16 protein-coding genes and 1 pseudogene are annotated in these 24,189 nt (G+C 48.5%); 13 read left to right on the top strand and 4 right to left on the bottom strand.

The window, feature by feature from the left end; all coding sequences use genetic code 11:
- Window positions 1–51 precede the first annotated feature (51 nt).
- Window positions 52–1,041 (bottom strand): sensor histidine kinase, encoded by a 990-nt coding sequence (locus tag ABC831_RS03830; protein WP_343246922.1) that lies wholly within the window; start codon window positions 1,039–1,041, stop codon window positions 52–54.
- The gene (locus ABC831_RS03825; RefSeq protein WP_343246921.1) at window positions 1,028–1,714 is read right to left on the bottom strand and encodes a response regulator transcription factor; all 687 of its coding nucleotides are present in this window, start codon (window positions 1,712–1,714) and stop codon (window positions 1,028–1,030) included. The genes ABC831_RS03830 and ABC831_RS03825 overlap by 14 nt, the downstream gene beginning before the upstream one ends.
- Window positions 1,715–2,338: 624 nt before the next feature.
- Between ABC831_RS03825 and ABC831_RS03820 the strand changes: the two genes are divergently transcribed.
- The 10 genes and pseudogenes from ABC831_RS03820 to ABC831_RS26465 all read left to right on the top strand — a co-directional run.
- On the top strand, window positions 2,339–3,463 hold the full coding sequence (locus ABC831_RS03820; protein WP_343246920.1) for an ROK family transcriptional regulator: 1,125 nt from the start codon (window positions 2,339–2,341) through the stop codon (window positions 3,461–3,463).
- A 430-nt stretch (window positions 3,464–3,893) separates the two neighbouring features.
- Window positions 3,894–4,919: a zinc-dependent alcohol dehydrogenase gene (locus tag ABC831_RS03815; protein WP_343246919.1), complete on the top strand. Its 1,026-nt coding sequence runs from the start codon at window positions 3,894–3,896 to the stop codon at window positions 4,917–4,919.
- Between the two features lie 470 nt (window positions 4,920–5,389).
- On the top strand, window positions 5,390–6,709 hold the full coding sequence (locus ABC831_RS03810) for an aspartate kinase (RefSeq protein WP_343246918.1): 1,320 nt from the start codon (window positions 5,390–5,392) through the stop codon (window positions 6,707–6,709).
- Between the two features lie 143 nt (window positions 6,710–6,852).
- Entirely contained in the window at window positions 6,853–8,400 is a 1,548-nt protein-coding gene (gene rny / locus ABC831_RS03805) for a ribonuclease Y (RefSeq protein WP_343246917.1), read from the top strand.
- A 162-nt stretch (window positions 8,401–8,562) separates the two neighbouring features.
- The gene (locus ABC831_RS03800; RefSeq protein WP_343246916.1) at window positions 8,563–9,102 is read left to right on the top strand and encodes an NUDIX hydrolase; all 540 of its coding nucleotides are present in this window, start codon (window positions 8,563–8,565) and stop codon (window positions 9,100–9,102) included.
- A 73-nt stretch (window positions 9,103–9,175) separates the two neighbouring features.
- Complete coding sequence (locus ABC831_RS03795) at window positions 9,176–9,790, top strand: stage II sporulation protein M (protein ID WP_343246915.1); 615 nt, start codon at window positions 9,176–9,178, stop codon at window positions 9,788–9,790.
- A gap of 236 nt (window positions 9,791–10,026) precedes the next feature.
- Window positions 10,027–10,911, top strand: coding sequence for a site-specific tyrosine recombinase XerD (gene xerD, locus ABC831_RS03790; protein WP_343246914.1), 885 nt, complete (start codon window positions 10,027–10,029; stop codon window positions 10,909–10,911).
- Window positions 10,912–11,247: 336 nt separating this feature from the next.
- Window positions 11,248–11,535 carry a type II toxin-antitoxin system RelB/DinJ family antitoxin gene (locus tag ABC831_RS03785; RefSeq protein WP_343246913.1) on the top strand — a complete coding sequence of 96 codons (288 nt, stop codon included), beginning with the start codon at window positions 11,248–11,250 and terminating at the stop codon, window positions 11,533–11,535.
- Window positions 11,536–11,540: 5 nt separating this feature from the next.
- Window positions 11,541–11,822 carry a type II toxin-antitoxin system YafQ family toxin gene (locus tag ABC831_RS03780; protein WP_343246912.1) on the top strand — a complete coding sequence of 94 codons (282 nt, stop codon included), beginning with the start codon at window positions 11,541–11,543 and terminating at the stop codon, window positions 11,820–11,822.
- A 79-nt stretch (window positions 11,823–11,901) separates the two neighbouring features.
- A pseudogene (locus ABC831_RS26465) lies at window positions 11,902–12,018 on the top strand (transposase); the annotation flags it as partial.
- Here ABC831_RS26465 and ABC831_RS03775 read toward each other — a convergent pair.
- Complete coding sequence (locus ABC831_RS03775) at window positions 12,019–13,047, bottom strand: 3-deoxy-7-phosphoheptulonate synthase (protein ID WP_343246911.1); 1,029 nt, start codon at window positions 13,045–13,047, stop codon at window positions 12,019–12,021.
- A 377-nt stretch (window positions 13,048–13,424) separates the two neighbouring features.
- Between ABC831_RS03775 and ABC831_RS03770 the strand changes: the two genes are divergently transcribed.
- From ABC831_RS03770 to ABC831_RS03760, 3 genes are all read left to right on the top strand, one after another.
- The gene (locus ABC831_RS03770) at window positions 13,425–13,553 is read left to right on the top strand and encodes a hypothetical protein (protein ID WP_343246910.1); all 129 of its coding nucleotides are present in this window, start codon (window positions 13,425–13,427) and stop codon (window positions 13,551–13,553) included.
- Between the two features lie 557 nt (window positions 13,554–14,110).
- Window positions 14,111–18,106: an efflux RND transporter permease subunit gene (locus tag ABC831_RS03765; RefSeq protein ID WP_343246909.1), complete on the top strand. Its 3,996-nt coding sequence runs from the start codon at window positions 14,111–14,113 to the stop codon at window positions 18,104–18,106.
- 5 nt (window positions 18,107–18,111) lie between these two features.
- Window positions 18,112–18,705, top strand: coding sequence for a TetR/AcrR family transcriptional regulator (locus ABC831_RS03760; RefSeq protein ID WP_343246908.1), 594 nt, complete (start codon window positions 18,112–18,114; stop codon window positions 18,703–18,705).
- Window positions 18,706–18,877: 172 nt separating this feature from the next.
- Here the strand turns inward: ABC831_RS03760 and ABC831_RS03755 are convergent, their stop codons facing one another.
- Window positions 18,878–23,122 (bottom strand): acyl-CoA dehydratase activase-related protein, encoded by a 4,245-nt coding sequence (locus ABC831_RS03755; RefSeq protein WP_343246907.1) that lies wholly within the window; start codon window positions 23,120–23,122, stop codon window positions 18,878–18,880.
- Window positions 23,123–24,189: the final 1,067 nt, after the last annotated feature.

Here is a 24,189-nt window from a genome sequence, read left to right as displayed (position 1 = left end):
TATAATAGATCTTTACCCTTACATGACGGTGACTTTTCGGTGAGAGATTCGTCACTTTGGGAAACGGATGGTAAATACAGCGCCGCCCTGGGGATGATTTTTGGCGGTTATTGTTCCGCCTTGGCGGATGATAATTGTCTTGCAGAGGGCCAATCCGATTCCGTAACCCGCCGCGCTGGAATTTTTCCCGCGGTATAACCGGTCAAATATGTGGGGCAAATCTTCGTCGGCAAAGCCTGGGCCGCTGTCATGTAGAGTAATCTGCGTGAACAGCAGGGTATCCTCACAGGTAATTTGGATCTTTCCATTCTCTCCCGCACTTTCCATACAATTCTTAAGGATATTTTGGATTGCCTCTGAGAGCCAGCCGGAATCGCCAAAGATCACGATCCCCTTCGGTATTTCCGTTTGTACCTTAATGCAGTGCAGCTCCATTGAGATCAGAAATGGCCGGAGTGCGGATTGTATCAAGCGGTCTGCGTCTGTCTGCCCGTTTTGGAAAACCACAATTCCGGCGTCCAGACGGGATAATTTTAACAGAGAGGTAATCAGCCAGTCCATCTGTATAAATAATTCTTCCGTCTCCCGCAAGAGAGCCATCCGTTCGGCTTTTTCGGGGTTATTCTTCAGCAGGGACAGAATGAGGTTGGCGGAGGTGAGGGGGGTGCGCAGCTGATGGGCGATGTCGGCCAGAGAGTCCGCCAGGTGGGTTTTCTCTTTTTTCAAGGCGTCATTTTGTTCCCTGATCCGCAGCGTCATTTTCGTTATTTCACTTTGCAAGATGGAGAGTTCTCCCTCGTCAGACTCGCTGATAAACATATGGTCGGCATTGTGAAGTACAAGATCGATTTGGTCTGTAATCCGTGCAATGCTTTTATAACGGGCTTTTGTATAGACAAAAAATGCTGTCCCAAAGGCAACGGCGCAGGCGAGAGCCAGTATTCCCGCTGCCGGAGTAACAGCGAATCCCACGGCCGAGAAGACAGCGGTGATCAGGACAAACACCACTGCAAACTGCCGGTTCTCTCTATTCCGAAACATAGCCGCCTCCCAGTCTATACCCTGTACCACGCACAGTGAGTATAATCTGCGGATCAGCCGGATCATCCTCGATCTTTTCCCGCAGCCGTTTGATGTAGACGGTTAAGGTATTATTATTGACAAATTCACCTGCGGCATCCCATAATTCGTCCAACAGCCGGTCACGGGTGATAATGTTTTTAGGATTGTTGATGAACACCAGCAGCAGACGGTATTCCAGAGCGGAGAGATAAATCTCTTTTCCGTTTTTTTTCACGACGCCACTGGCCACGTCCACTTGAACCCCGTGAATCTCAGACACCGACCCGGGGCGCACACTTCTTCGCAGAGCGGTTCCGATCCGCGCGATCAATTCACGGGGACGGAAAGGTTTGATGATATAATCGTCGGCGCCAAGGTTCAGCCCGGTAACCACGCTCGCCTCATCATCGGATGCCGTCAGAAAGATAACGGGAATGTCCTGAGAATCTTTGATTTCCGTGCATACGGTAAAGCCATTTCCGTCTGGCAGGGAAATATCGACCAGCGCCAGATCGAAATGATTGCCGGCAAGAGCAGTAAGGGCCTGCGCCCGCGTGGGAGCGTGGGTGACTTCGAAGCCCTCCGAGTGGAGCAATCGTATAAGGTTCCTGGCTATCGCTTTATCGTCCTCGACTAAAAATATCTGTTTCATGTATTTCCTCCATGTTAATTTTACTGAGGGCCGGGAAGAGAGGAACGCGGCGGGGCCTTGGAACCGGGCGGAGCTTCTCGTGGGGTCAAATCACTTCGACCGGACCTAAGAACGGCTAACTCCGAAGGCAGGAGAACCTCTCATTGGCAGGGCCCGGAACAAACTCGCCAAAGGGCGGCTCGGACAGTGTTCCAGGCCCTGCGAGGTTCTCCAGCCTTCTGCGTAAGCCGTTCTAAGGTCCGGTCTCAAGTGATTTGGCCCCACGAGAAGCTCCGCCCGGTTCCAAGGCCCCGCCGCGTTCCTCTCTTCCCTGCTTTGGTGAGTACTGTTTTATTATAGGTGAGTGAATCGGATGGAATCCTTTGTAAATGGGTGATTGACATGGATATTATACGAATGAAAACTTGCTGAAAACAAAGATTTCCGACCGAAATTTAATAGGGGAACTGCTTTCTTAGGTCTATTATATTTCATTTGACGGAAATATGCCAGCAGGGGTTAAATTACCTGGCGGGCTAAATTGTTGAAAATAAGAGAAATCTATTGTATACTTATAAAAAGTGTTTTGTAAAAGACAAAATAAAATGGTGGCAGGCTGCAGTAAATGCGTCTCTGGGGGTAAATATGAAAAGTTCTGGAGTTAGTATAGAAGTAAAAAAACAAAACCGAAATAACATATTGAAATATATTCTTCGGAGTAAAACAACCTCACGGCAGGACATATCTTTGGCGCTGGGGCTTAGTATGCCGACGATTCTACAGAACGTTAAGGAATTACAGGAATTGGGAGTTGTAGAAGAGAGCGGCCGGTTTGCGTCCACAGGCGGAAGGAAAGCGGGTGTTATTACAAGTATCTCTAATGCGGCGTTGTCCATCGGGGTTGAAATTACAAAGAATCACGTTCGTATCATTCTAATTGATCTGTCCGAAAATATTCTGTTTCATAAGAGACTGGTTTTGCCTTACATGAATACCAATGAATACTATTCAAAATTAGCCGTTATGATACAGGCCTTTGTAGGCGAACATCCAATCGATACCAGAAAAATAGTCGGGCTGGGTGTTTCCATACCCGGAATATTAAATGAGGATGGTACTATCATCGCAGATTCCCATGTGTTAAATATCCGGAATGTTTCCTGTAAAGCAATCAGTTCCCTGCTGCCATGGAAAGCTTACTTTGTAAATGACGCAAATGCCGCGGCTTCAGCGGAATTAAGGAATTTACCGCAGAACAGTACTATGGTATATTTATCACTTAGTAATAGCGTTGGCGGTGCAATTTTTATTAATGGAAATAGGTATGGAGGGAGCAACCAGAGAAGCGGTGAATTCGGGCATTTGCGAATCGTGAACAATGGCAGACAGTGCTATTGCGGACAGCAGGGATGTGCGGATGCTTATTGCTCCGCGCTGGTGCTGACCCCTAAGGAAGAAAAACTGGAAGCTTTTTTTGATAGTTTAAGAGAAGGTAACATGGAAAAGCAGGCTGTATGGAATGAGTATATCGAGCATCTGGCTCAATTGATAATTAATATCCGCATGTCTTTTGACTGCGATATTATTTTAGGTGGATATGTCGGATGCTATATGGAGCCATGGCTTCAGGAGCTTCAGTCAAAGGTTGCCCAACTGGATCCGTTTGAACAGCCCGGGGACGTGTTCCTGTCTGCCGGCAGGTGTAAGCAGGAGTCAAGCGCTTTGGGCGCTGCGATTATCCCCATTGAAGAATATATTAACCAATTGTAAAAGCTGCGTGTAATCCGGTTTTAGAATTAGATCATAGGAGTACGCACAGGAAGGTGCCTGATCCATGGAAGTACGGTCGAATAGGACTGACTTCCGGGGACAGGCACCTTTCTATGTTACTAACGCGCTGTTTTATTTATCATCCGGAAGAGTTGACCTTTTGAGAAATTCCCTGACTGAATCCGTTTTCTGGCAGAAGGAGGAGAGTGTACGGAAACACGTTAGGGGAATAAAAGCAGAATATTGAGTAAGCCAGAGAATGAGTAAGCCAGAGCATTGTTTATTGACAATATTTGTATAGTATGCTAATATAATAATACTTTGATAAAACTATTTATAAAACTATATTAATAAGATAGAGGTGTAAGGTTGGACAAAAAGATGTTCACCCATTCCTTTATGTGCAAAAAAAGCATCCAAGGAGGTAAAAATGATTCAACAAGTAATGACGGCGCCTGGGGAGATCCGTTTTCAAAATATTCCGGATCCGGTTGCCAAAGATAATGAAGTGGTTGTAAAAATTAAGCGTATTGGCATCTGCGGAAGTGATATTCATGTATATCACGGCAAACATCCATTTACAAAATATCCGGTTACACAGGGGCACGAAGTCAGCGGCGAGATTGTTGAAACAGGCTGTAATGTCAGGGATCTGCAGCCCGGGCAAAAAGTTACGATCCAGCCACAGGTTTTCTGCGGTAAGTGTTACCCATGTAATCACGGAAAATATAATCTCTGTGAAAATTTAAAAGTTATGGGATTTCAGACGACTGGGGTGGCTAGCGAACTATTTGCGGTTGACGCTTCCAAAGTAACAAAGCTGCCGGATGGGATGAGCTATGACGAAGGAGCGATGATAGAACCGCTGGCAGTAGCTGTTCATGCTGTGAACCGGGCAGGAGATATTACCGGCGGTAATATTACTGTCATTGGAGCCGGGCCAATCGGCAATCTTGTGGCCCAGGTGGCAAGAGCAAAAGGCGCAGGCAAAGTGATGGTGACAGATGTGAGTGATATCAGACTCGGTATCGCAAGGGAATGCGGAATTGACTTTGCGGAAAACACCATGAAAAGAAATTTTGGGGACGTTGTACTGGAACACTTTGGCCCTGATAAAGCGGATGTCATATATGATTGCGCCGGAAATGATACTACAATGGGCCAGGCCATTCAATATGCCAGAAAAGGCAGCACGATTATTCTGGTGGCGGTGTACGCCGGCATGGCAAATGTGGATTTGGCAGTTCTGAATGATCATGAATTGGATCTGAATACGACGATGATGTATAGAAACGAAGACTACATAGAAGCAATAAAACTGGCAGAAGAAAAGAAAATCCGGTTACGCCCGTTAATGACAAAACATTTTCCGTTCCAGGAGTATTTGCAAGCGTACAAGTACATCGATGAGAATCAGGAAAAAACTATGAAGGTCTTAATTGATGTTCAAGATTAATCGATATATTGCCGTAGAAACAGCAGCCGAAAATGTGTAACCGGGAAAAAATCGGTATATTTACTGTAGAATAATGATTCGTGTTTGCATTTGCACATGTACCGATGTAGATAGGAGAAACCGGGGGTGCACCGGAATAGCTGGCGTTTTATTCTTTCTAAAAAGTGACACCGGAATTGTCTGAACAGGCAACTCCGGTGTTTGTATATTCCCATAAAAAATGAATGATGTAAGAGGGAAAGGTGGAGGGAAAACGGTTGTTATCGGTAAAGGACTGGCGAGACAGAGAGATTCATGAAAAACCGGTAAGAAGCGAAAGATTACAAAAAGAGGAAAAAAGAATAGAAAATACTTGCATTTTTTAGTGAAAAGAGGTATTTTATTAGCGTGTGTTTCTTGCAAAAACAAATGTACATATTATAAAGACATACAGAAAGATAGAATGAACGAGCAAGAGGGAGAAAAAAGAAATGAAGAAAGTAGTAAAATTTGGCGGAAGTTCGTTAGCCAGTGCCGAACAGTTTAAAAAAGTAAAGAATATTATCTGTCAGGAGGATTCCAGAAGGTATGTGGTGCCATCCGCTCCCGGAAAGAGATATTCTCATGACACAAAAGTTACGGATATGCTCTATCAATGCTATGAGGCGGCAGAAAATGGAAAAGATTTTAAAGAGCTGCTGAAAAAGATAGAAGCCAGATATGAAGAAATTATCCAGGGCCTGGGCATAAAACTATCTCTGGCCGCTGAGTTTAATAAAATTGCGGAGATGTTCGCAGGCAAAGCCGGCAGTGAATATGCGGCCTCCCGCGGGGAGTATCTGAACGGGATCGTGCTGGCGGCCTATCTGGAATATGAATTTATCGACGCGGCCACCGTGATCTTTTTCCAAAAAGACGGCAGTCTGAACGCTGAAAAAACAGATAAAATGCTGAATGACCGGCTGAAGTCCGCGGAGCATGCGGTCATACCCGGATTTTACGGGGCGCTGGATGACGGCACGATCCGGACATTTTCCAGAGGGGGGTCCGATATCACAGGTTCCCTGGTGGCAAAGGCGATTCACGCGGACCTGTACGAGAACTGGACCGATGTATCCGGCTTCCTGGTTGCTGACCCGAGGATCGTCAACAATCCGGAGGTCATTGAGACCATCACCTACCGGGAATTGCGGGAACTGGCTTATATGGGCGCCACCGTGCTGCACGAGGATGCCATTTTCCCTGTGCGAAAGGAAGGGATTCCGATCAATATCCGGAACACCAACGCACCGGATGAGAAAGGTACACTGATCGTGGAGAGCACCTGCCGCAGTTCCAAGTATACGATTACCGGAATCGCCGGTAAGAAAGGCTTCGCCTCCATCAGCGTGGATAAGGATCTGATGAATTCTGAGATCGGTTTCGGCAGGAAAGTTCTGGGAGTATTTGAAGACAATGGTATTTCTTTTGAACATATGCCGTCCGGTATCGATACGATGACGATCTTTGTGCAGCAGTCGGAATTTGTCGATAAAGAGCAGCAGGTGATCGCGGGAATCCACCGCGCGGTGCATCCGGATATCGTGGAACTGGAATCCGACCTGGCGCTGATCGCTGTGGTGGGACGCGGAATGAAGGCTACGCGCGGCACCGCCGGACGCATCTTCTCGGCACTGGCCCATGCCCGGGTAAATGTTAAGATGATCGACCAGGGGTCCAGCGAATTAAATGTCATAATTGGTGTGAAAAACAGTGATTTTGAGACTGCGATTCGTGCAATTTATGATATTTTTGTAACAGCCCAACTGTGAAAATCCTGTTTTATGTAAAATTTAGGACTTTCACAATTTATTGTGGAAAATTCTTTGGGTAACTTGACATAATGCATAAAAAAGTATAAAATTTAAGTGTTGTATTTTTACGTACAATGAAAACTAAATAAGGAGGTGCTCCTGTGCCAACTACGATCATTGTTGCTGTTGTAGTCGCGTTGGTTGTGGCTGTTATTACTTGGATTGTCGCCACTGCTTATCGGAAGAATGTAGTAGAGTCCAAGATCGGTAGTGCGGAAGACAAAGCAAGAGAAATAATAGATGAAGCATTGAAAACCGCGGAAACCAAGAAAAGGGAAGCCCTGCTGGAAGCCAAAGAGGAATCTTTAAAGACCAAAAATGAACTGGAAAAAGAGACCAAGGAACGGCGGGCTGAGCTGCAACGTTATGAAAGAAGAGTACTTTCCAAGGAAGAATCTGTGGATAAAAGAGCGGACAACCTGGAAAAGCGCGAGTCTTCTATTTCAGCAAAGGAAGAAGATTTAAAAAAGAAAAAGGCGGAAGTGCAGGAACTTCATGCCAAACGTGTACAGGAACTGGAAAGAATCTCTGGACTTACCTCCGAACAAGCAAAAGAATATCTGTTGAAAACTGTTGAAGACGAAGTAAAACATGACACGGCTGTTCTCATCAAAGAGATGGAGAGCAGAGCAAAAGAAGAAGCATCAAAGAAAGCGAAAGAGTATGTGGTAAACGCCATACAGAAATGTGCGGCAGACCATGTGGCTGAGACGACGATTTCCGTGGTTCAGCTGCCGAACGATGAAATGAAGGGCAGGATTATCGGCCGGGAAGGCCGGAATATCCGGACATTGGAGACGATGACCGGGGTGGATCTGATTATTGACGATACGCCCGAAGCGGTAATCCTCTCAAGCTTTGACCCGATCAGACGTGAAGTGGCGAGAATCGCACTGGAGAAATTGATTGTGGACGGTCGGATTCATCCGGCCAGAATCGAAGAGATGGTCGAAAAAGCGCAGAAGGAAGTAGAAACCATGATGCGCGAAGAGGGAGAGGCTGCGGCGCTGGAAGCAGGCGTTCACGGCGTTCATCCGGAACTTATCAGATTGTTAGGAAAGATGAAATTCAGGACGAGTTATGGCCAGAATGCTTTGAAGCATTCGGTTGAAGTGGCACTGCTGTCAGGTCTGTTGGCCAGCGAGATTGGCGTGGACGTTAGAATGGCAAAACGTGCCGGTTTATTACATGACATCGGAAAATCCATCGATCATGAAACAGAAGGCTCACATATTCAAATCGGTGTTGACTTATGCAGAAAATATAAGGAATCGGCCACGGTAATCAACGCGGTTGAATCCCACCATGGGGATGTGGAACCGGAAAGTCTGATCGCATGCCTGGTACAGGCGGCCGATACGATTTCGGCGGCGAGACCGGGAGCGAGAAGAGAAACGTTAGAAACATATACAAACAGATTGAAACAGTTAGAAGATATCAGCAATGCCTTTAAGGGAGTGGAGAAGTCTTTTGCTATTCAGGCAGGTAGAGAGATTCGTGTAATGGTAGTTCCGGAAATGGTCAGCGATGCCGACATGGTATTAATGGCCAGAGATATTTCCAAGCAGATCGAGTCCGAACTGGAATATCCGGGCCAGATCAAAGTAAATGTAATCCGGGAATCCAGGGTTACAGATTACGCAAAATAGGAATGTTGAAATGCCCCAGACCGCGGGATGCGGTTTTGGGGTGTTTTTTTTGTGAGCTTGATTCTGCCGGCAAATATACTTGTAAGAGATTCTGGCCAGTGGTATAATGACGCTTGATTACTGTTGAAGTTTAGGAAGGATTGAATAGAAGGAGCGTGTCAAATGGCAGAAGTGTATAAGAGGCTTAAGAGAGAACTGATCCATAAGGGAGCGGTGATCGACTATTATAAGGACTATGTGCAGATTCCCAACGGGAATGTGGCGGAGTGGGATTTTATTAAACATAAAGGGGCAGCGGCGGTGGTGCCGGTCACGAAGGAAGGGAAGATCCTGATGGTACGGCAGTATCGGAATGCCCTGGACCGATTTACGCTGGAAATCCCGGCGGGAGGCAGGGACAGCGAGGAGGAAGAAACCATAGTATGTGCGGCCAGAGAGCTGGAAGAAGAGACCGGGTACCGCTCTGAGAATCTGGAACTGCTGCTGTCGCTTCGGACTACGGTTGCTTTTTGCAATGAGTTTATCGATGTCTATGTGGCCAGAGATCTGATTCCCTCCAGGCAGCATCTGGACGAGGACGAGTATGTGGATGTGGAGGAACATGAGCTGGATGAGCTGGTTCAGCTCTGTTATAAAGGCGTGCTTCAGGACTCGAAGACCGTGTCCGCCATACTGGCGTACAAGCTGAATTATTGCAGTTAAGACTTCAGGGTTCCAGTCTAATTCCCGCACCGGATGCATAGAATGAAAAGAGTAGTTGGAAAGGGGCATCCATGTGCAGATTTTTCGGACAGGAAAGACAGCGGTAAATAAAAAACTGTTTATTCTGCTGTTTATGGCAGGACTGATCGGCGGAGTGCTGTTTGCGAATTTATTCGGTAAAAATTATCTGAACCAGACCGGAATTCTGAGTGATTATTTTCTCAGCAAATATAAATATATGGAAATTGATTATGGAAATCTTTTTTTCTACATATTGGGAAAACGGTCTGTGGGTATTCTTTTCCTATGGATCATGGGAGTCACGGTTTTAGGATGCCCGGCGGTCTGGCTGTATCTCGTCTGGTACGGATTTTCTGCGGGAATGATTCTGTCCATGTCGGTGATGAAATTCGGGGTAAAGGGGCTGATGCTGTGTGTGGGCGGTATCCTGCCGCAGTATGTAATCTATGTGCCGCTGTTGATATTCTTTCTGGTTAAGGTTCATGGGATGTCTGCCCAACTGTATTATGGCAAATATCTTTCCGGCAGCAGTTACCAGCCGAAGAAGCAGCTGATTGTTCCGTATATACTGGTTTTGGTTATGACTGTGGGAGGAATCCTGGCAGGGACTTTCCTGGAAACTTATGTAAATACCGGATTTTTAAAGCTGATATTAAAAAATTTTTAATGAAATAGAAACAACATATTGTGCTGCCTTGAAATGGGTCGCCGATATGTTGTATTTTTATGTCAAACCCGCATGAACCCTGGGGTTTTAAGTAAATTTACATTTGATTTTCTCGGAATTTATGCTTATAATACTAGATATAACGCAATATTATGTAAATTATACAGGGGCGTATCAGGAGAAGAGACAGTAAGGAATACAGAGGGTGTGTCAGCCGGAAAGCAAAGGATGAGTGTATGGAAAAAGAAATACAGGAATTTATTTCGTATTTGCATGAGGTAAAGAAGACCTCAAACAATACGGAAATTTCCTATCAAAGAGATTTATTGAAAATGGCCAGATTCATGTATGGTCAGGGGGTTATGGATGTAAGGAATATTACATCCACAAATATGAACTCATACATTCTGTATCTGGAGAAAAAAGGCTTTGCGGCGGCAACTATTTCCAGGAGCATCGCGTCGGCAAAGGCTTTCTTTATCTACTTATTCCGCCAGGGAATTGTAAAAGAGGATCCGGCGGAAGTGTTAAAGGCACCCAAAGTAGAGAAAAAAATACCGGATGTGCTTTCCACGGACGATGTCATTCTGCTGTTAGAGCAGCCGCACGGTACCACTCCGAAGGAGATCCGGGACAAAGCCATGCTGGAGCTTTTATATGCCACCGGTATCCGCGTAACCGAGCTGATTACATTGAAAGCATCAGATGTGAATATTCAGATGAATTATATTATCTGCCGGGAAGGTGAGAAGGAGCGGATCATTCCGTTTGGACATGCCGCCCAGCGGGCGCTTGAGAATTATATGGAAAACGCGAGAAGCCATTTCATCGGTTCAGAGGGCTGTGAAGCCTTGTTTACCAATTGTTCCGGTAAGCCTATGAGCCGTCAGGGTTTCTGGAAGCTGATCAAATATTATGCAAAGAGGGCCGGGATCGAGGCGGATATTACCCCTCATACATTACGGCATTCATTTGCGGCCCATCTGGTGGAGAATGGGGCAGACTTAAAAGCGGTACAGGAGATGCTGGGGCATTCCGATATTTCCACGACCCAGATTTATACACATATCAACAGCAGTCATATACGGGAGGTATATGCGAAGGCGCATCCCAGAAAATAGACATAAGCTGCGGGAGGAAGAGATTAGGGGAACGAAGCCCAGTGACGCTGGGACGTTGCCCCAGAAGGCGACAAAAAGGGACAGGTTCCAGCTGGCATCGGCCAGACCTAAGAACAGATGGAATAGAAAACGGGAGAAACCCTGCCAGGGTCTCCCGTCTTTTGTTCCATCTGTTTTGAGGGCCGGGTTCAAATTTATGGAACGATTGTCCCGATCCGCGGCAACAATCCCTTGCGTCACTGGGCTCCTGCGTTGGTGAGAGTTTTATTATCTGATTACTATACGAATCGGTTATTTTACATATAATAGTTGATAGGAGAAAAGGAGGCTCATATTATGGCTGAAACCATCAGTATCCAGGTACGGATTCATCCGGAGACTAAGGAAAGAGCGGAAAAATTGTTTGCAGACATGGGGATAACCCTATCGGATGCCATTGATCTGTTTTTACGCCAATGTATTATGGAGGGAGGTTTGCCTTCTGATATGAAACAGCCTCTTTATAATACAGAAACAGAAGTTTCCATGCAGGAAGCACGGGATATCCTGGGTGGAAAGGTAAGTACGAAAACCTATGCTTCGGCAGGGGAATTATTTGAAGAATTAAATAAAGAAATGGACTAAGAATAATGCTGCAACTGGAAACCACCGGCCAATTCCGAAAGGATTATAAACGGCTGAAAAAGCGTGGCTATGACATGTGCCGGCTGGAACAGGTGATCGATATGCTGTTAGCGGAGAAGGAGCTGGCAGAGCAATACCATGATCATGCTCTGTCGGGGACTTATGCCGGATTCCGGGAGTGCCATGTTTCGAGGGATTGGCTGTTAATTTATGTGGTCAATCGGAAGAAGCTGATTTTGACCGCTTCCCGGACAGGGTCACATTCGGATCTGCTGGGAAAAGGATAGAAGAGGCTGTAAAAAAACTCCCTTAAAAGAAAAATCGCTGAGGTCGTGAGACTTCAGCGATTTTTTGGTATAATTAGTTATGCGACTAACAAATAACACCAATGACAATAATACAGTACGACAGCTGAAATTACCATTGGAAATCGAAAAATTAATTGATATTTCTGATCCGGTATACACTTTTTATGAGGTAATGTCAGCATAATTCTGCGATGTCCAGTATTAAGCGTTTCGATTCCGGCCAGCCCAGGCAAGGATCTGTGATCGATTTTCCATAGACATGTTCTCCTACCCGCTGTGCGCCGGGTTCTATGTAGCTTTCGATCATGACACCCTTGACCAGACGGTGTATATTATGGGAATGCCGCCTGCTGTGCAGAACTTCTTTCACGATTCGGATCTGTTCCACGTACTGCTTATTGGAATTGGCGTGATTGGCATCGATAATTGCCGCCGGGTTTTTTAACTCCCGCTCATCATACATCATAAGGAGCCGGTTCAGATCCTCATAGTGATAATTGGGAATACAGGAACCATGTTTATTGACAGCTCCGCGTAAAATAACATGAGCCAGTTCATTTCCATCCGTCTTAACTTCCCAGCCCCGGTAAATAAAGCTGTGTCCGTGCTGGGCAGCCACCACCGAGTTCAGCATGACGGAATAATCCCCGCTGGTTGGATTCTTCATACCCGCCGGCACGTCAAAACCGCTGACCGTCAGCCGGTGCTGCTGATCCTCCACAGACCGTGCGCCGATGGCCACATAAGATAGAATATCTGAGAGATAACGCCAGTTTTCAGGATAGAGCATCTCATCCGCCGCAGTCAGTCCGGTTTCCTCAATGGCCCGGATATGCATCTTCCGAATCGCGATGAGCCCTGCCAGAAGATCCGGGTTTTTCTCCGGGTCCGGCTGATGTACCATCCCCTTATACCCCTCGCCGGTTGTCCTGGGTTTGTTCGTATAAATTCTGGGAATCAGAATAAGCCGTTCCTTCACTTCTTCCTGAAGTTCAGCCAGCCGGCTTACATAATCGCACACCGCATCCTCATTATCTGCGGAACAAGGTCCCACGATTACCAGGAACTTATCCGAGACACCAGTGATCACATCACGGATCTGAGCATCCCTCTGTTCCTTTATTTTCTTAATCTCTTCGCTGATCGGATACTGTTCCCGAATCTCCGAAGGGGTAGGTAATTTTTTAATAAAAGTAAATCCCATAGTCAGCACGTCCTTTCGCAATGATTATAAACTAATTATCCAGGCTTGTCGACTATTTTTTAGGGCCTTTTCAAGGAGGCGGGAGTTGGAAGGGCCAGTTGGGGCCGTTGGGAAAGCGGTCTGGGTGATCAGAGGCAGACAGTGTGGGCAGGCTTATGGCGGGCAGGGAATCCCCGTGCTCCCGTCTCCGGCCAGGTTTTTGTTCACCATGAAAAGACAAAGAAACGGTTACAAGTTACACTAGCTCCGGAGTCCGGAAATCCCCTATTACATTTTCCAGGGCAAACTCGCCCTGCGGGCTCAAACAGTGCCCTGAAAAATGGGGATTTCCGGACTCCTCCGCAAGTGTAACTAGTAACCGTTTCTTATGTCTTTTCATGGTGAACAAAAACCTGGCCGGAGACGGGAGCAAGGGGATTCCCTGCCCGCCGGAAGTCTGCCCGTACTGTCTGCCTCTGATCACCCAGACCGCTTTCCCAACTACACTGGTAAGGGCTGACAGGTGAAGGGCGGCCGACTGGATCTAACAGGGAGAATATTGAATAGGATAGATTATTGATAATGTCAAGCTTGAACCAGTGTAGGAGAGGAAAGGGGGAGCCGGGGATTCGGGGCGACGGGGATGGGAGGGCTGAGCCGGGGCTTTTGTCCGGCCGAAACGGCTCACGCGAACTGTGCCGGGCCTTAGGGGGAAAGGGTGGACCGGGAGAAACCAAATTTTTGCTTCCCTGCAAAAATTTGAGTGCCTCTGAGCGAGAATTTTATCAAAAATTCTCAGCGAATAGGCACGGTGTTTCTTCCGGTCCATCCTTTCCCCCTTAGGCCCGGCCAGTGAAGCGTGCGCTGTTTCGGCCGGACAAAAGCCCCGGCTCAGCCCTCCCATCCCCGCCGCCCCGAATCCCCGGCTCCCCCTTTCCTCTCCGGCCCCTAATATAGTTTATAAAAGTTTAATATTTGAAAGGATTGACTCGAATCAGAGGGCCCATTATAATGAGGAAAGTGACCGACCGGTTGGTCGGTCGGATTGTTTTGACAGTAAGAGGCAAGCGCAAGGAGGAGCGGCATGTTATCGAAGATTAGCGTGAAGAAACCGTATACGGTAGTGGTGGCTGTGGTGTTGATATTGATCCTGGGGTTCGTTTCCTTTTCGGAGATGACTACGGATCTGTTTCCCAGTATGAACCTGCCCTATGCGATCGTAATGACGACAGACCCGGGAGCCAGCCCGGAAGAAGTGGAAGAGAAAGTGACCAAACCGGTGGAGTCGGCCATGGCCACCATTAGTAATATAGAGAATATTAATTCGGTTTCTTCTGATAATGTCTCCATGGTCATTCTGGAGTTTTCGGAGACGACCAATATGGATTCCGTTACGATTGAGATGCGGGAAAGCCTGGATCAGATCAAGACGTACTGGGATGATAATATCGGTGATCCGCTTATCATGAAGCTGAATCCGGATATGCTGCCGGTGATGGTGGCGGCTGTGGACGGCGAGGGATTGAGCGCTTCGGAACTTACCGATCTGGTAAATGATAAGGTGGTACCGGATATTGAGAGCCTGGAGGGTGTGGCCAGTGTTACAGCTACCGGTGAGATCGAGGAGAGTGTCCAGGTGATTATCCGGCAGGATAAGGTGGACGAGGCCAATGCGAAAGTGAGAGCGGCGCTGGATGACAGTTTCTCAGACGCCGAGTCGGAGATGGAGGATGCCCAGTCTGAGATTAAGGATGGGAAGAAGAAACTGGAAGATGGGCTGAATGAGGCTTCCGGGAAGATGGCGGAAGGGGAGACCCAGATTCTCAACGGCAAGCTGGATATCGCCAAGGGTGAGGTGCAGATCGCGACAGCACAGAGTCTGGTACAGATGGGGGAGAAGCTGGTCAGTACGCTGGAGGATACACTGAACGAGACGAAAGGAAAAGCTTCGGAGCTGGAACAGCAGCTGAAAGCCGCGAAAGAGGGCCTGGACGCTCTGGAACAGGCGAAAGCGCGGATACAGCAGCAGCTGGATTTCTTGAATTCCCTGACACCAGGGGCGATTACGCCGGAACAGGCGGCAGCTTTGCAGGAGATGTTAGCTGCGATCGATACCAGTGCGCTCACACAAGAGCAGAAAACGGCCATAAACCAGGCGATTCAGATGGGAATCCAGAATATGCCCGTGGAGGTCCAAAAGGGGATACTGGATGCGCTAAAGAGCGGCCTTTTGGGGGCTCTGGATCAGATCGACCAGCAGGCTTCCCAGCTGCCGGTGACAAAAGAGGAACTGGCACAGATACAGGCGGCTTATGACACTGCCATGGCGGAAGCCGGTAAATTAGAGGAGAAACTGGCTGAGGCCAAGAAAGAGCTGGCGGATAATAAGGTCAAGCTTCAGGAGGCACAGGATGCCTTCCCGGAAATAAAAGAGAAAACGGACGATGCAATGAAGCAGCTGGTGGAAGGACAGTCCAAGGCTGCGGTGGAGATGGGCAGCGCCAAGGCCATGCTGGAAATGGGCGAAAAGCAGATGGACACGGCCAGGGAGCAGTTCGATGATACGAAGGATTCGGCGTATGATAATTCTGACCTGAATCAAATAATTAATACGGATCTGATCAAGCAGATCCTGTTGGCACAGAACTTCTCCATGCCTGCCGGTTACGTCACGGAAGACCGGGTGGATTATCTGGTGCGGGTCGGTGATAAAGTGACCGGCACGGAAGATCTGGAAAATCTGGTATTGCTGGATATGGGCATGGATGGGCTGGAACCGATCCGGCTTTCTGATGTGGCAGATGTTATTTATACGGACAACAGCGACCAGGTTTACGCTAAGATAAATGGAAATCCGGGCATTATGTTCAGCATACAAAAGCAGACCGGGTATTCCACGGGGGATGTATCGGACCGGCTGCAGGACCGTTTCGATAAACTGGCTGCGGAAAATGAAAATCTGACGTTTACGGCCCTGATGGACCAGGGAATTTATATTGACATGGTGATCAACTCTGTCCTGGAAAATATGCTGTTCGGCGGACTTCTGGCGATACTGATCCTGTTGCTGTTCCTGAAGGATATCAGGCCCACGCTGGTAATCGCCTGCTCGATTCCGATCAGTATCCTGACGGCTATCGTGCTGATGTATTTTTCCGGCGTGACGATCAATATTATCTCGCTGTCCGGTCTGGCACTGGGAGTCGGTATGCTGGTAGATAACTCCATTGTTGTCATTGAAAATATCTACCGGCTTAGGAATGAGGGCGTACCGGTCAAGAAAGCGGCCATTGACGGAGCGAGACAGGTGTCCGGAGCTATTATGGCGTCCACGCTGACGACCATTTCCGTATTTGCCCCGATTATATTTACACAGGGAATCACGCGGCAGCTTTTTGTGGACATGGGGCTGACGATCGCTTATTCACTTCTGGCCAGCTTGTTTATCGCGCTTACTCTGGTCCCGATGATGTCGGCCGGCCTGCTTAAGAATACAAAAGAGAAAGAGCATAAGATTCTGGACCGGCTGCAGGGAGTGTGCGGAAAAGGAATCGCATGGTCGCTGCGGCATAAGGCTGTGGTCCTGATCACAGTGGTGGTCCTGCTGGCAGTCAGTGCGTTTGGAGCCATTTCCAGAGGTACGGCGTTTATGCCGGAGATGGAGAGCACTCAGGTGTCTGTGGACGTGAAGATGCCGGACAATGCTCCGCTTTCGGAGACGGCAGCCATGACAGATCAGGTGATTGAGCGGTTGACCACGATCCCGGATGTGGATACCGTGGGCGCTATGGTCAGTTCCGGTTCCATGATGGGAATGGGAAAGAGCTCCACTGACGCGGCCTCCCTGTATCTGATTCTGAAGGAAGACCAGACCATGACCAATGCGGAAGTGGCAGACAGCATAGAAGAACTGACACAGGACCTGGACTGCGAAGTTACTGTAAGTACGAACACTATGGATATGAGCGCTCTGGGCGGCAGCGGTATTTCCGTCCGGGTAAAAGGCCGTGAGCTGGATAAGCTTCAGGAGATGGCCGGCGATGTGGCACAGATCATAACCGATACCAAAGGGACTACGGATGTCAATGATGGCATGGAGGAGACCACGCCGGAGTTCCGGATTATTGTAAATAAAGAGAAGGCTTCGGAATATAACCTGACTGTGGCGCAAGTATATCAGAAGGTACAGGCCAGGCTGGCGGATGCCAAAGCGGCCACCATTCTTCAGACAGAGGCCAAGGATTATGATGTGGTCGTGAAAGACGGGGAAGATGAGGAGCTGACCCGGCAGGACCTGGAGAAGCTTACCGTAAGTGTTACGAATAAGGACAAAGAGAAAGAAGACGTGCCGCTGTCAAAACTCTGCACATTTACAGAAGGAGAAGGGCTTGCGTCCATCAACCGGATTGGAAATGAACGCTGTATTACCGTATCCGCTTCCATTGATAAAGATCACAATATCGGCCTGGTCAGCAGCGAAATACAGAAGCAGCTGAATCAGTATCAGGTTCCGGATGGTTACAGCATCGAGATGGCCGGTGAGGATGAGACGATCAATGAAGCCATGGTCCAGGTGATCAAAATGCTGCTACTGGCGCTGGTTTTCATGTATCTGATCATGGTGGCCCAGTTCCAGTCACTGCTGTCTCCGTTTATCATCATGTTTACCATTCCTCTGGCCTTTACCGGCGGATTTATGGGACTGTTCCTGTCCGGCAGTGAAGTCAGCGTGATCGCTATGATCGGTTTCGTCATGCTTTCCGGAATTATTGTTAACAATGGTATCGTGCTGGTAGATTATATCAATCAGCTGAGAAGAGAAGGAATGGAGAAAAAAGAGGCGATCGTGGAAGCAGGAAAGACCCGGCTTCGTCCGATTCTGATGACGGCTATGACGACTGTATTGGGACTCTCCACTATGGCTGCCGGTTTTGGTATGGGCGCGGATATGGTGCAGCCTATGGCCATCGTCACGATCGGCGGGCTGACCTATGGCACCCTGCTGACCCTGTTTGTAGTGCCGTGTATCTATGACTTGTTCAACCGGAAAAAAGACATAACCGAGGAGGAGATTGAATAATGGAAATGTCTGCCAAGAAAATCGCGCTGTTTGACGCGGTGATCGCACTGATCGAAGACGGCGTGGATATCAATACGTTAAAAGTATCCGACATTACCAACAGGGCCGGAATTGGTAAAGGTACCGCTTATGAGTATTTCCGAAGCAAGGAAGAGATTATAATACAAGCGCTGTTCTATGACGTAGGGCAGCGCATTGAGAAGATCCGAAGATTACTGAGGCAATATACGAGTACAAAAGACAGGATTTACGCAGTTTTCCAGTGGATTGAGTCTGATGCGAGGCATAAGAGTTCCTTTACGCAGCTGTTCCGGATGGCAAACGGATCGTTTGAATTTTCCAATTCACTGAAAGAAGAGATGGCACGCCAGGAAGGATACTGCAAAGAAATCAACGAAATCCTGACGGCGTTCGTGGAAGCAGGAGTTGAGGAAGGCGTATTCCGGCGTGAGATATCGCCGGTGCTGCAGCGCACGGCCCTTCTGTCCCAGATTATGAGCTTTATGATTTATTTCCATCAGGAAGATATCTCCGAGGCAGTGACTGTGGAAGAGATGAAAGACTTCTTATACGAGAATATCATGAGAATGTTAGGATAACTTATTCGGAAAAGCTGTGATGATACCGAGTAGGGCCTGGTCTTCTGAAATAGAAATGATAAATAGAAATGACAAATTGAAATGGACATGTCCCAAATTGAAATGGACATGTCCCAAACCGGAATGGACATGTCCCAAACTGAAATGGACATGTCCCTTTTGGTTATTTTGGTTATTTTTCTGCCAAATTTTTCTGGGCGGTGGATAACATAAGTTTGATACGGTTCAGCTGGTTTACCTCGCTGGCACCGGGATCGTAGTCGATGGCCACGATATTCGACTTCGGATGCCGCCTGCGGATTTCTTTGATGACACCCTTTCCCACGATATGGTTCGGCAGGCAGGCGAAGGGCTGTGTACACACGATATTGTTGGTACCGCTGTGAATCAGCTCCATCATCTCGCCGGTCAGAAACCATCCTTCTCCGGTCTGATTACCCAGCGAGACGATCGGCTCCGCCATTTTTGCCAGGTCTTCGATGTGGGCCGGAGGGGTAAAGTGCTGGCTGGCCTCTAATGCCTTACAGGGAGCCGAACGGATCCAATTCAGACCTTTGATTCCCAGATTGCAGAGGGCAGCGGTCTTTTTGCTCATGCCCAGTTTACTGGCCTTGAAATTCGAATTGTAAAAGCAGTACTGGAAGAAGTCCAGAAGGTCGGGGACAACCGCCTCCGCACCCTCGGATTCCAGTAATTCTACCAGGTAGTTGTTTGCCGCCGGCAGGAATTTTACGAGTATCTCACCGACCACACCGACCTTGGGCTTTTGAACATCGGTGATCGGTAGCTGGTCGAAATCCTGGATGATCTCACGGCATAATTTTTTATATTCGCGGAAGGACGGGTGCTTCTTTTGGAGAAAAGTGATGCATCTGGCCTCCCATTTTTTGTGCAGTGCGTTTGCAGAGCCCGGCGTGGCCTCATAGGGGCGCATCCGGTACAGGCAGCGCATGAAGATATCACCGAATACCAGACCGAATATGGCTTTTTTCAGTAAGGGCAGTGTAAAGGAAAAGCCCGGGTTGCTCTCTAGCCCGCTCAGGTTGATGGATATAACCGGAATCTGTGGATAACCGGCTTTTTCAAGAGCCCTGCGGATGAATCCGATATAGTTGGAAGCGCGGCAGCCGCCGCCGGTCTGGGATATTACTACCGCAGTTTTGTTCACATCGTATTCACCGGATAAGATGGCTTCCATAATCTGCCCGACCACCATCAGAGAAGGATAGCAGGCGTCATTGTTTACATATTTTAGCCCCACATCCACCGCTGCTTTGTTGTCATTGGGCAGAACCCGGATGTTAAACCCGCAGGATTTTAACGCCGGCTCGATCAGAGCGAAATGAATCGGCGACATCTGGGGGCAGAGGATCGTGTAGTCTTTTTTCATTTCTTTGGTAAATACCACCCGGTCATAGGCGGAAGATACCACCGTCCGGCAGATCGATTTCTGCTCCCGCACCCGAATGGCGGACAGCAGCGAACGGATACGGATTCTGGCGGCGCCCAGGTTATTTACCTCATCAATTTTCAGACAAGTGTAAATCTTTCCGGACTTGGACAGGATATCGCTTACTTCATCGGTGGTAACCGCGTCCAGACCGCAGCCAAAGGAATTTAACTGAATCAGATCCAGATTATCCCTGGTTTTTACATAGTTTGCCGCCGCGTAAAGGCGGGAATGATACATCCACTGATCCATAACGATCAACGGACGCTCCACCGGATACATATGGGAAATAGAATCTTCCGTCAGCACAGCCATCCCATAGGAGGTGATCAGCTCGGGAATACCGTGATGAATCTCCGGATCTACATGATAAGGGCGCCCGGCCAGAACGATCCCGCGCTTGCCGTTTTCGTTCATCCAGGCCAGGGTCTCCTCCCCCTTGCGCATCATTTCCTCCCGGAAGTTCTCAAGTTCCATCCAGCCCTCGTGAACGGCCGCCCCCACTTCTTCAGCCGGAATCTGCATGTACTGCGCAAACTCTTCTTTTAACCGGTTGGAGAGGACTTCTTCGTTTGTAAATGACAGGAAAGGGTTCTTGAAATTCACCTGTCCTGAACGGATTTCTTCTATATTATTCTTAATATTTTCCGCATAGGACGTGACAATGGGGCAGTTGTAGTGGTTGTTGGAATCAGGGAATTCATTCCGCTCATAGGGAATACACGGATAAAAGATCATATCCACATTCTGCTTGATCAGCCACATCACATGTCCGTGAGCCAATTTGGCCGGATAGCATTCCGACTCACTGGGAATGGATTCAATGCCCAGTTCATATATTTTCCGGTTGGAAGAAGGGGAGAGCACCACCCGGAACCCCAATTTGGTGAAAAACGTATGCCAGAACGGATAATTGTCATACATATTCAATACCCTGGGAATCCCCACGGTCCCTCTTGCGGCCTCATCCTCCGGCAGAGCCTCATAGGCGAACAGCCGTTTATTCTTATATTCAAACAGATTCGGGATATTATCCTTGTTCTTTTCCTTTCCAAGTCCCCGTTCGCAGCGGTTACCCGTCACAAACTGCCGTCCGCCGGTAAAACGGTTGATGGTCAGCAGACAGCTGTTGGTGCAGCCTTTACATCTGGCCATACTGGTGGAAAATTGAAGGGTGTTGATCTTCTCAAAGGGAAGCATGGTGGTATCCATACCTTCCTCATAGCGTTCTCTGGCGATTAGCGCCGCGCCGAAGGCCCCCATAATACCGGCGATATCAGGCCGGACCGCCTCACAGTCCGCGATCTTTTCAAAGCTTCGCAGCACCGCGTCATTGTAAAAAGTCCCCCCCTGCACCACGATGTTCCGGCCCAGGGATGACGCATCGGAAACCTTAATCACCTTGAACAGCGCATTCTTAATCACAGAGTAAGCCAGGCCCGCAGAAATATCGGATACCTCGGCCCCCTCCTTCTGTGCCTGCTTTACTTTAGAATTCATAAATACCGTACAGCGGGTGCCCAGATCGATGGGATGCTTGGCGAACAGAGCCGCTTTGGCAAAATCCTCCACACTGTAATTCAAAGATTTGGCAAAAGTTTCAATAAATGAACCGCAGCCTGAAGAGCAGGCCTCATTTAACTGTACGCTGTCCACGGTCTGATTCTTAATCCGGATACATTTCATATCCTGTCCGCCGATATCCAGAATACAGTCCACAGCGGGCTCAAAAAATGCCGCCGCATAGTAATGGGCTACGGTTTCCACCTCGCCCTCATCTAATAACAGAGCTGCCTTGATCAAAGCTTCCCCATACCCGGTAGAACAGGACCGGACGATCGAGGCGCTTGGCGGCAGCAGCGTGTAGATTTCCTTTATAGACTTAATGGTGGTAGCCAGCGGGCTGCCATTATTATTGCTGTAGAAAGAATACAGTAAAGAACCGTCCTCCCCGACCAGTGCTACTTTTGTAGTGGTGGAACCCGCATCGATTCCCAGATAGCAGTTCCCCTCATAAGAAGCCAGATCGGCCGTAGCCACACAATGGCTGTTGTGACGATTTTCAAAAGCCTCATAATCCTCAGCGGAAGCGAACAGAGGCTCCATCCGTTCCACTTCGAATTCCAGTTTTATATTCCCGGATAACTTATGAATCAGGGCAGTCAGGGTAGTGCTGACCTCAGGCTTTGCATTAAGCGCAGAACCAATGGCAGCGAACAGATGAGAGTGATCCGGAGCGATCGTATGCTGTGCATCCAGTTTCAAAGTCCTGACAAACGCCTGCTTTAACTCAGATAAAAAGTGCAGCGGCCCGCCCAAAAACGCCACATGCCCCCGGATCGGCTTCCCACAGGCCAATCCGCTGATCGTCTGGTTTACGACTGCCTGAAAAATAGAAGCGGACAAATCTTCTTTGGTCGCTCCTTCATTGATCAGAGGCTGAATATCGGACTTGGCGAACACCCCGCACCGCGCCGCGATGGGATAAATGGCCTGATAATTCTTAGCGTACTCATTAAGACCGGAGGCATCCGTCTGAAGAAGAGAAGCCATCTGGTCGATAAAAGAACCGGTACCGCCCGCACAGATCCCGTTCATACGCTGCTCAATATTCCCGCCTTCAAAATATATAATTTTCGCGTCTTCCCCGCCCAGCTCGATCGCAACATCCGTCTGGGGAGCTTCCGTCTGCAGCGCCGTAGACACGGCGATCACTTCCTGAACGAAAGGTACCTCCATATGCTTGGCCAGAGTAAGCCCGCCGGACCCTGTAATCATAGGCCAGACTTCCAAATCCTCCAGCTGTGCGTGGGCTTTCTCCAAAAGAGACGCCAGCGTCTCCTGAATATTAGCAAAATGCCGCTCATAATCCGAAAACAATATATTTTTATCCTGGTCCAGAATGGCAATCTTTACCGTAGTAGAACCAATATCGATGCCCAATGTATGTAATATTCGTTTATCCATAAATAACGCAGTTGCCTGCTGTACCTCCTTACTCTAATATCAGCCTACATTATACGACAAAGTCCCCGAAAAAACAACCGGAAACATCTTCTGGTGCCGGCTGGGAATGGCTGGGACTGGCTGGGAACTTCTGGGGGGTGGCTTTTTTTCGGGGGCGGGAAGAGAGGCAAGGGGCCGGGGACGAGGACGAGGCGGAATAGACGCCGGGGGAAAGCCGGGGGCATACTGGCCGTGTCGGAGAAACGCTTCGGGCGGGCATAAGCGGATCTAGTTCCGAAGGAGCCAGAACCCCCTATTCGCGGGTCCGGGGCAAACTCGCCAAAAAGCGGCTCAGACAGTGCCCCGGACCCGCAGGGTTCTGTCTCCTTCTCCACAAGATCCGCTAATGCCCGCCCTCAAGCGTTTCTCCGACACGGCCAGTATACCCCCGGCTTTCCCCCGGCGTCTATTCCGCCTCGTCCTCGTCCCCGGCCCCTTGCCTCTCTTCCCTTGTTTACAGAAAGCCGATTTCCATGTTCTTCAGCCATGAATCTATGCAAATGCCCCAAATTTGAACTAATTGAAAGCCTATTTCACTGTTCCCGGCCGATTGGTTACTAATATTCATAAACACGATTATCTGTAAAACCTAACCTGGATTCGCCAGAATTAAAATATTGCCTTTGCGCAGATAATCATTTATAAGAGGCTAAATCATCCACAGCTTTGATGCATTCAATAATGGCATTCACCATAGCAGGAGGGAGCTGGGGCGGGGCGGGATTCCGGGTGGGGCGGGACAAACGTATCGGGGGCCAAATCGCTTGAGGGCATGCCTTAGAACGGGTTACGCAGAAGAGGACGAAACCTCGCAGGACCCGGGGCACTGTTTGAGCCGCATTTTGGCGAGTTTGCCCCGGGTCCTGCTAATCAGAGGTTTCGCCCTCTTCGGAGTTACCCGTTCTTAGGCATGCCCGAAGCGATTTGGCCCCCGATACGTTTGTCCCGCCCCCCCCCGGAATCCCGCCCCGCCCCAGCTCCCTCCGTCCCTAAGTCAACTCCCCCAATCTAAACCAAGCCCCCCATGG

This window comes from Diplocloster hominis, assembly GCF_032380655.1.
GTDB classification, from domain to species: Bacteria; Bacillota; Clostridia; order Lachnospirales; family Lachnospiraceae; genus Diplocloster; species Diplocloster hominis.
This window is presented reverse-complemented; position numbering and strand designations above follow the sequence as displayed.

What these genes read in the sequence shown, in the direction of transcription:
- ABC831_RS03760 (WP_343246908.1), top strand. Translation starts at nt 18,112, where the DNA reads ATGTCTGCCAAGAAAATCGCGCTGTTTGACGCGGTGATCGCACTGATC.
- ABC831_RS03800 (WP_343246916.1), top strand. Translation starts at nt 8,563, where the DNA reads ATGGCAGAAGTGTATAAGAGGCTTAAGAGAGAACTGATCCATAAGGGA.
- ABC831_RS03755 (WP_343246907.1), bottom strand. Translation starts at nt 23,122, where the DNA reads ATGGATAAACGAATATTACATACATTGGGCATCGATATTGGTTCTACT.
- ABC831_RS03825 (WP_343246921.1), bottom strand. Translation starts at nt 1,714, where the DNA reads ATGAAACAGATATTTTTAGTCGAGGACGATAAAGCGATAGCCAGGAAC.
- ABC831_RS03815 (WP_343246919.1), top strand. Translation starts at nt 3,894, where the DNA reads ATGATTCAACAAGTAATGACGGCGCCTGGGGAGATCCGTTTTCAAAAT.
- ABC831_RS03820 (WP_343246920.1), top strand. Translation starts at nt 2,339, where the DNA reads ATGAAAAGTTCTGGAGTTAGTATAGAAGTAAAAAAACAAAACCGAAAT.
- ABC831_RS03765 (WP_343246909.1), top strand. Translation starts at nt 14,111, where the DNA reads ATGTTATCGAAGATTAGCGTGAAGAAACCGTATACGGTAGTGGTGGCT.
- ABC831_RS03785 (WP_343246913.1), top strand. Translation starts at nt 11,248, where the DNA reads ATGGCTGAAACCATCAGTATCCAGGTACGGATTCATCCGGAGACTAAG.
- xerD (WP_343246914.1), top strand. Translation starts at nt 10,027, where the DNA reads ATGGAAAAAGAAATACAGGAATTTATTTCGTATTTGCATGAGGTAAAG.
- ABC831_RS03775 (WP_343246911.1), bottom strand. Translation starts at nt 13,047, where the DNA reads ATGGGATTTACTTTTATTAAAAAATTACCTACCCCTTCGGAGATTCGG.
- ABC831_RS03830 (WP_343246922.1), bottom strand. Translation starts at nt 1,041, where the DNA reads ATGTTTCGGAATAGAGAGAACCGGCAGTTTGCAGTGGTGTTTGTCCTG.
- ABC831_RS03810 (WP_343246918.1), top strand. Translation starts at nt 5,390, where the DNA reads ATGAAGAAAGTAGTAAAATTTGGCGGAAGTTCGTTAGCCAGTGCCGAA.
- ABC831_RS03780 (WP_343246912.1), top strand. Translation starts at nt 11,541, where the DNA reads ATGCTGCAACTGGAAACCACCGGCCAATTCCGAAAGGATTATAAACGG.
- ABC831_RS03770 (WP_343246910.1), top strand. Translation starts at nt 13,425, where the DNA reads ATGGTGAACAAAAACCTGGCCGGAGACGGGAGCAAGGGGATTCCCTGC.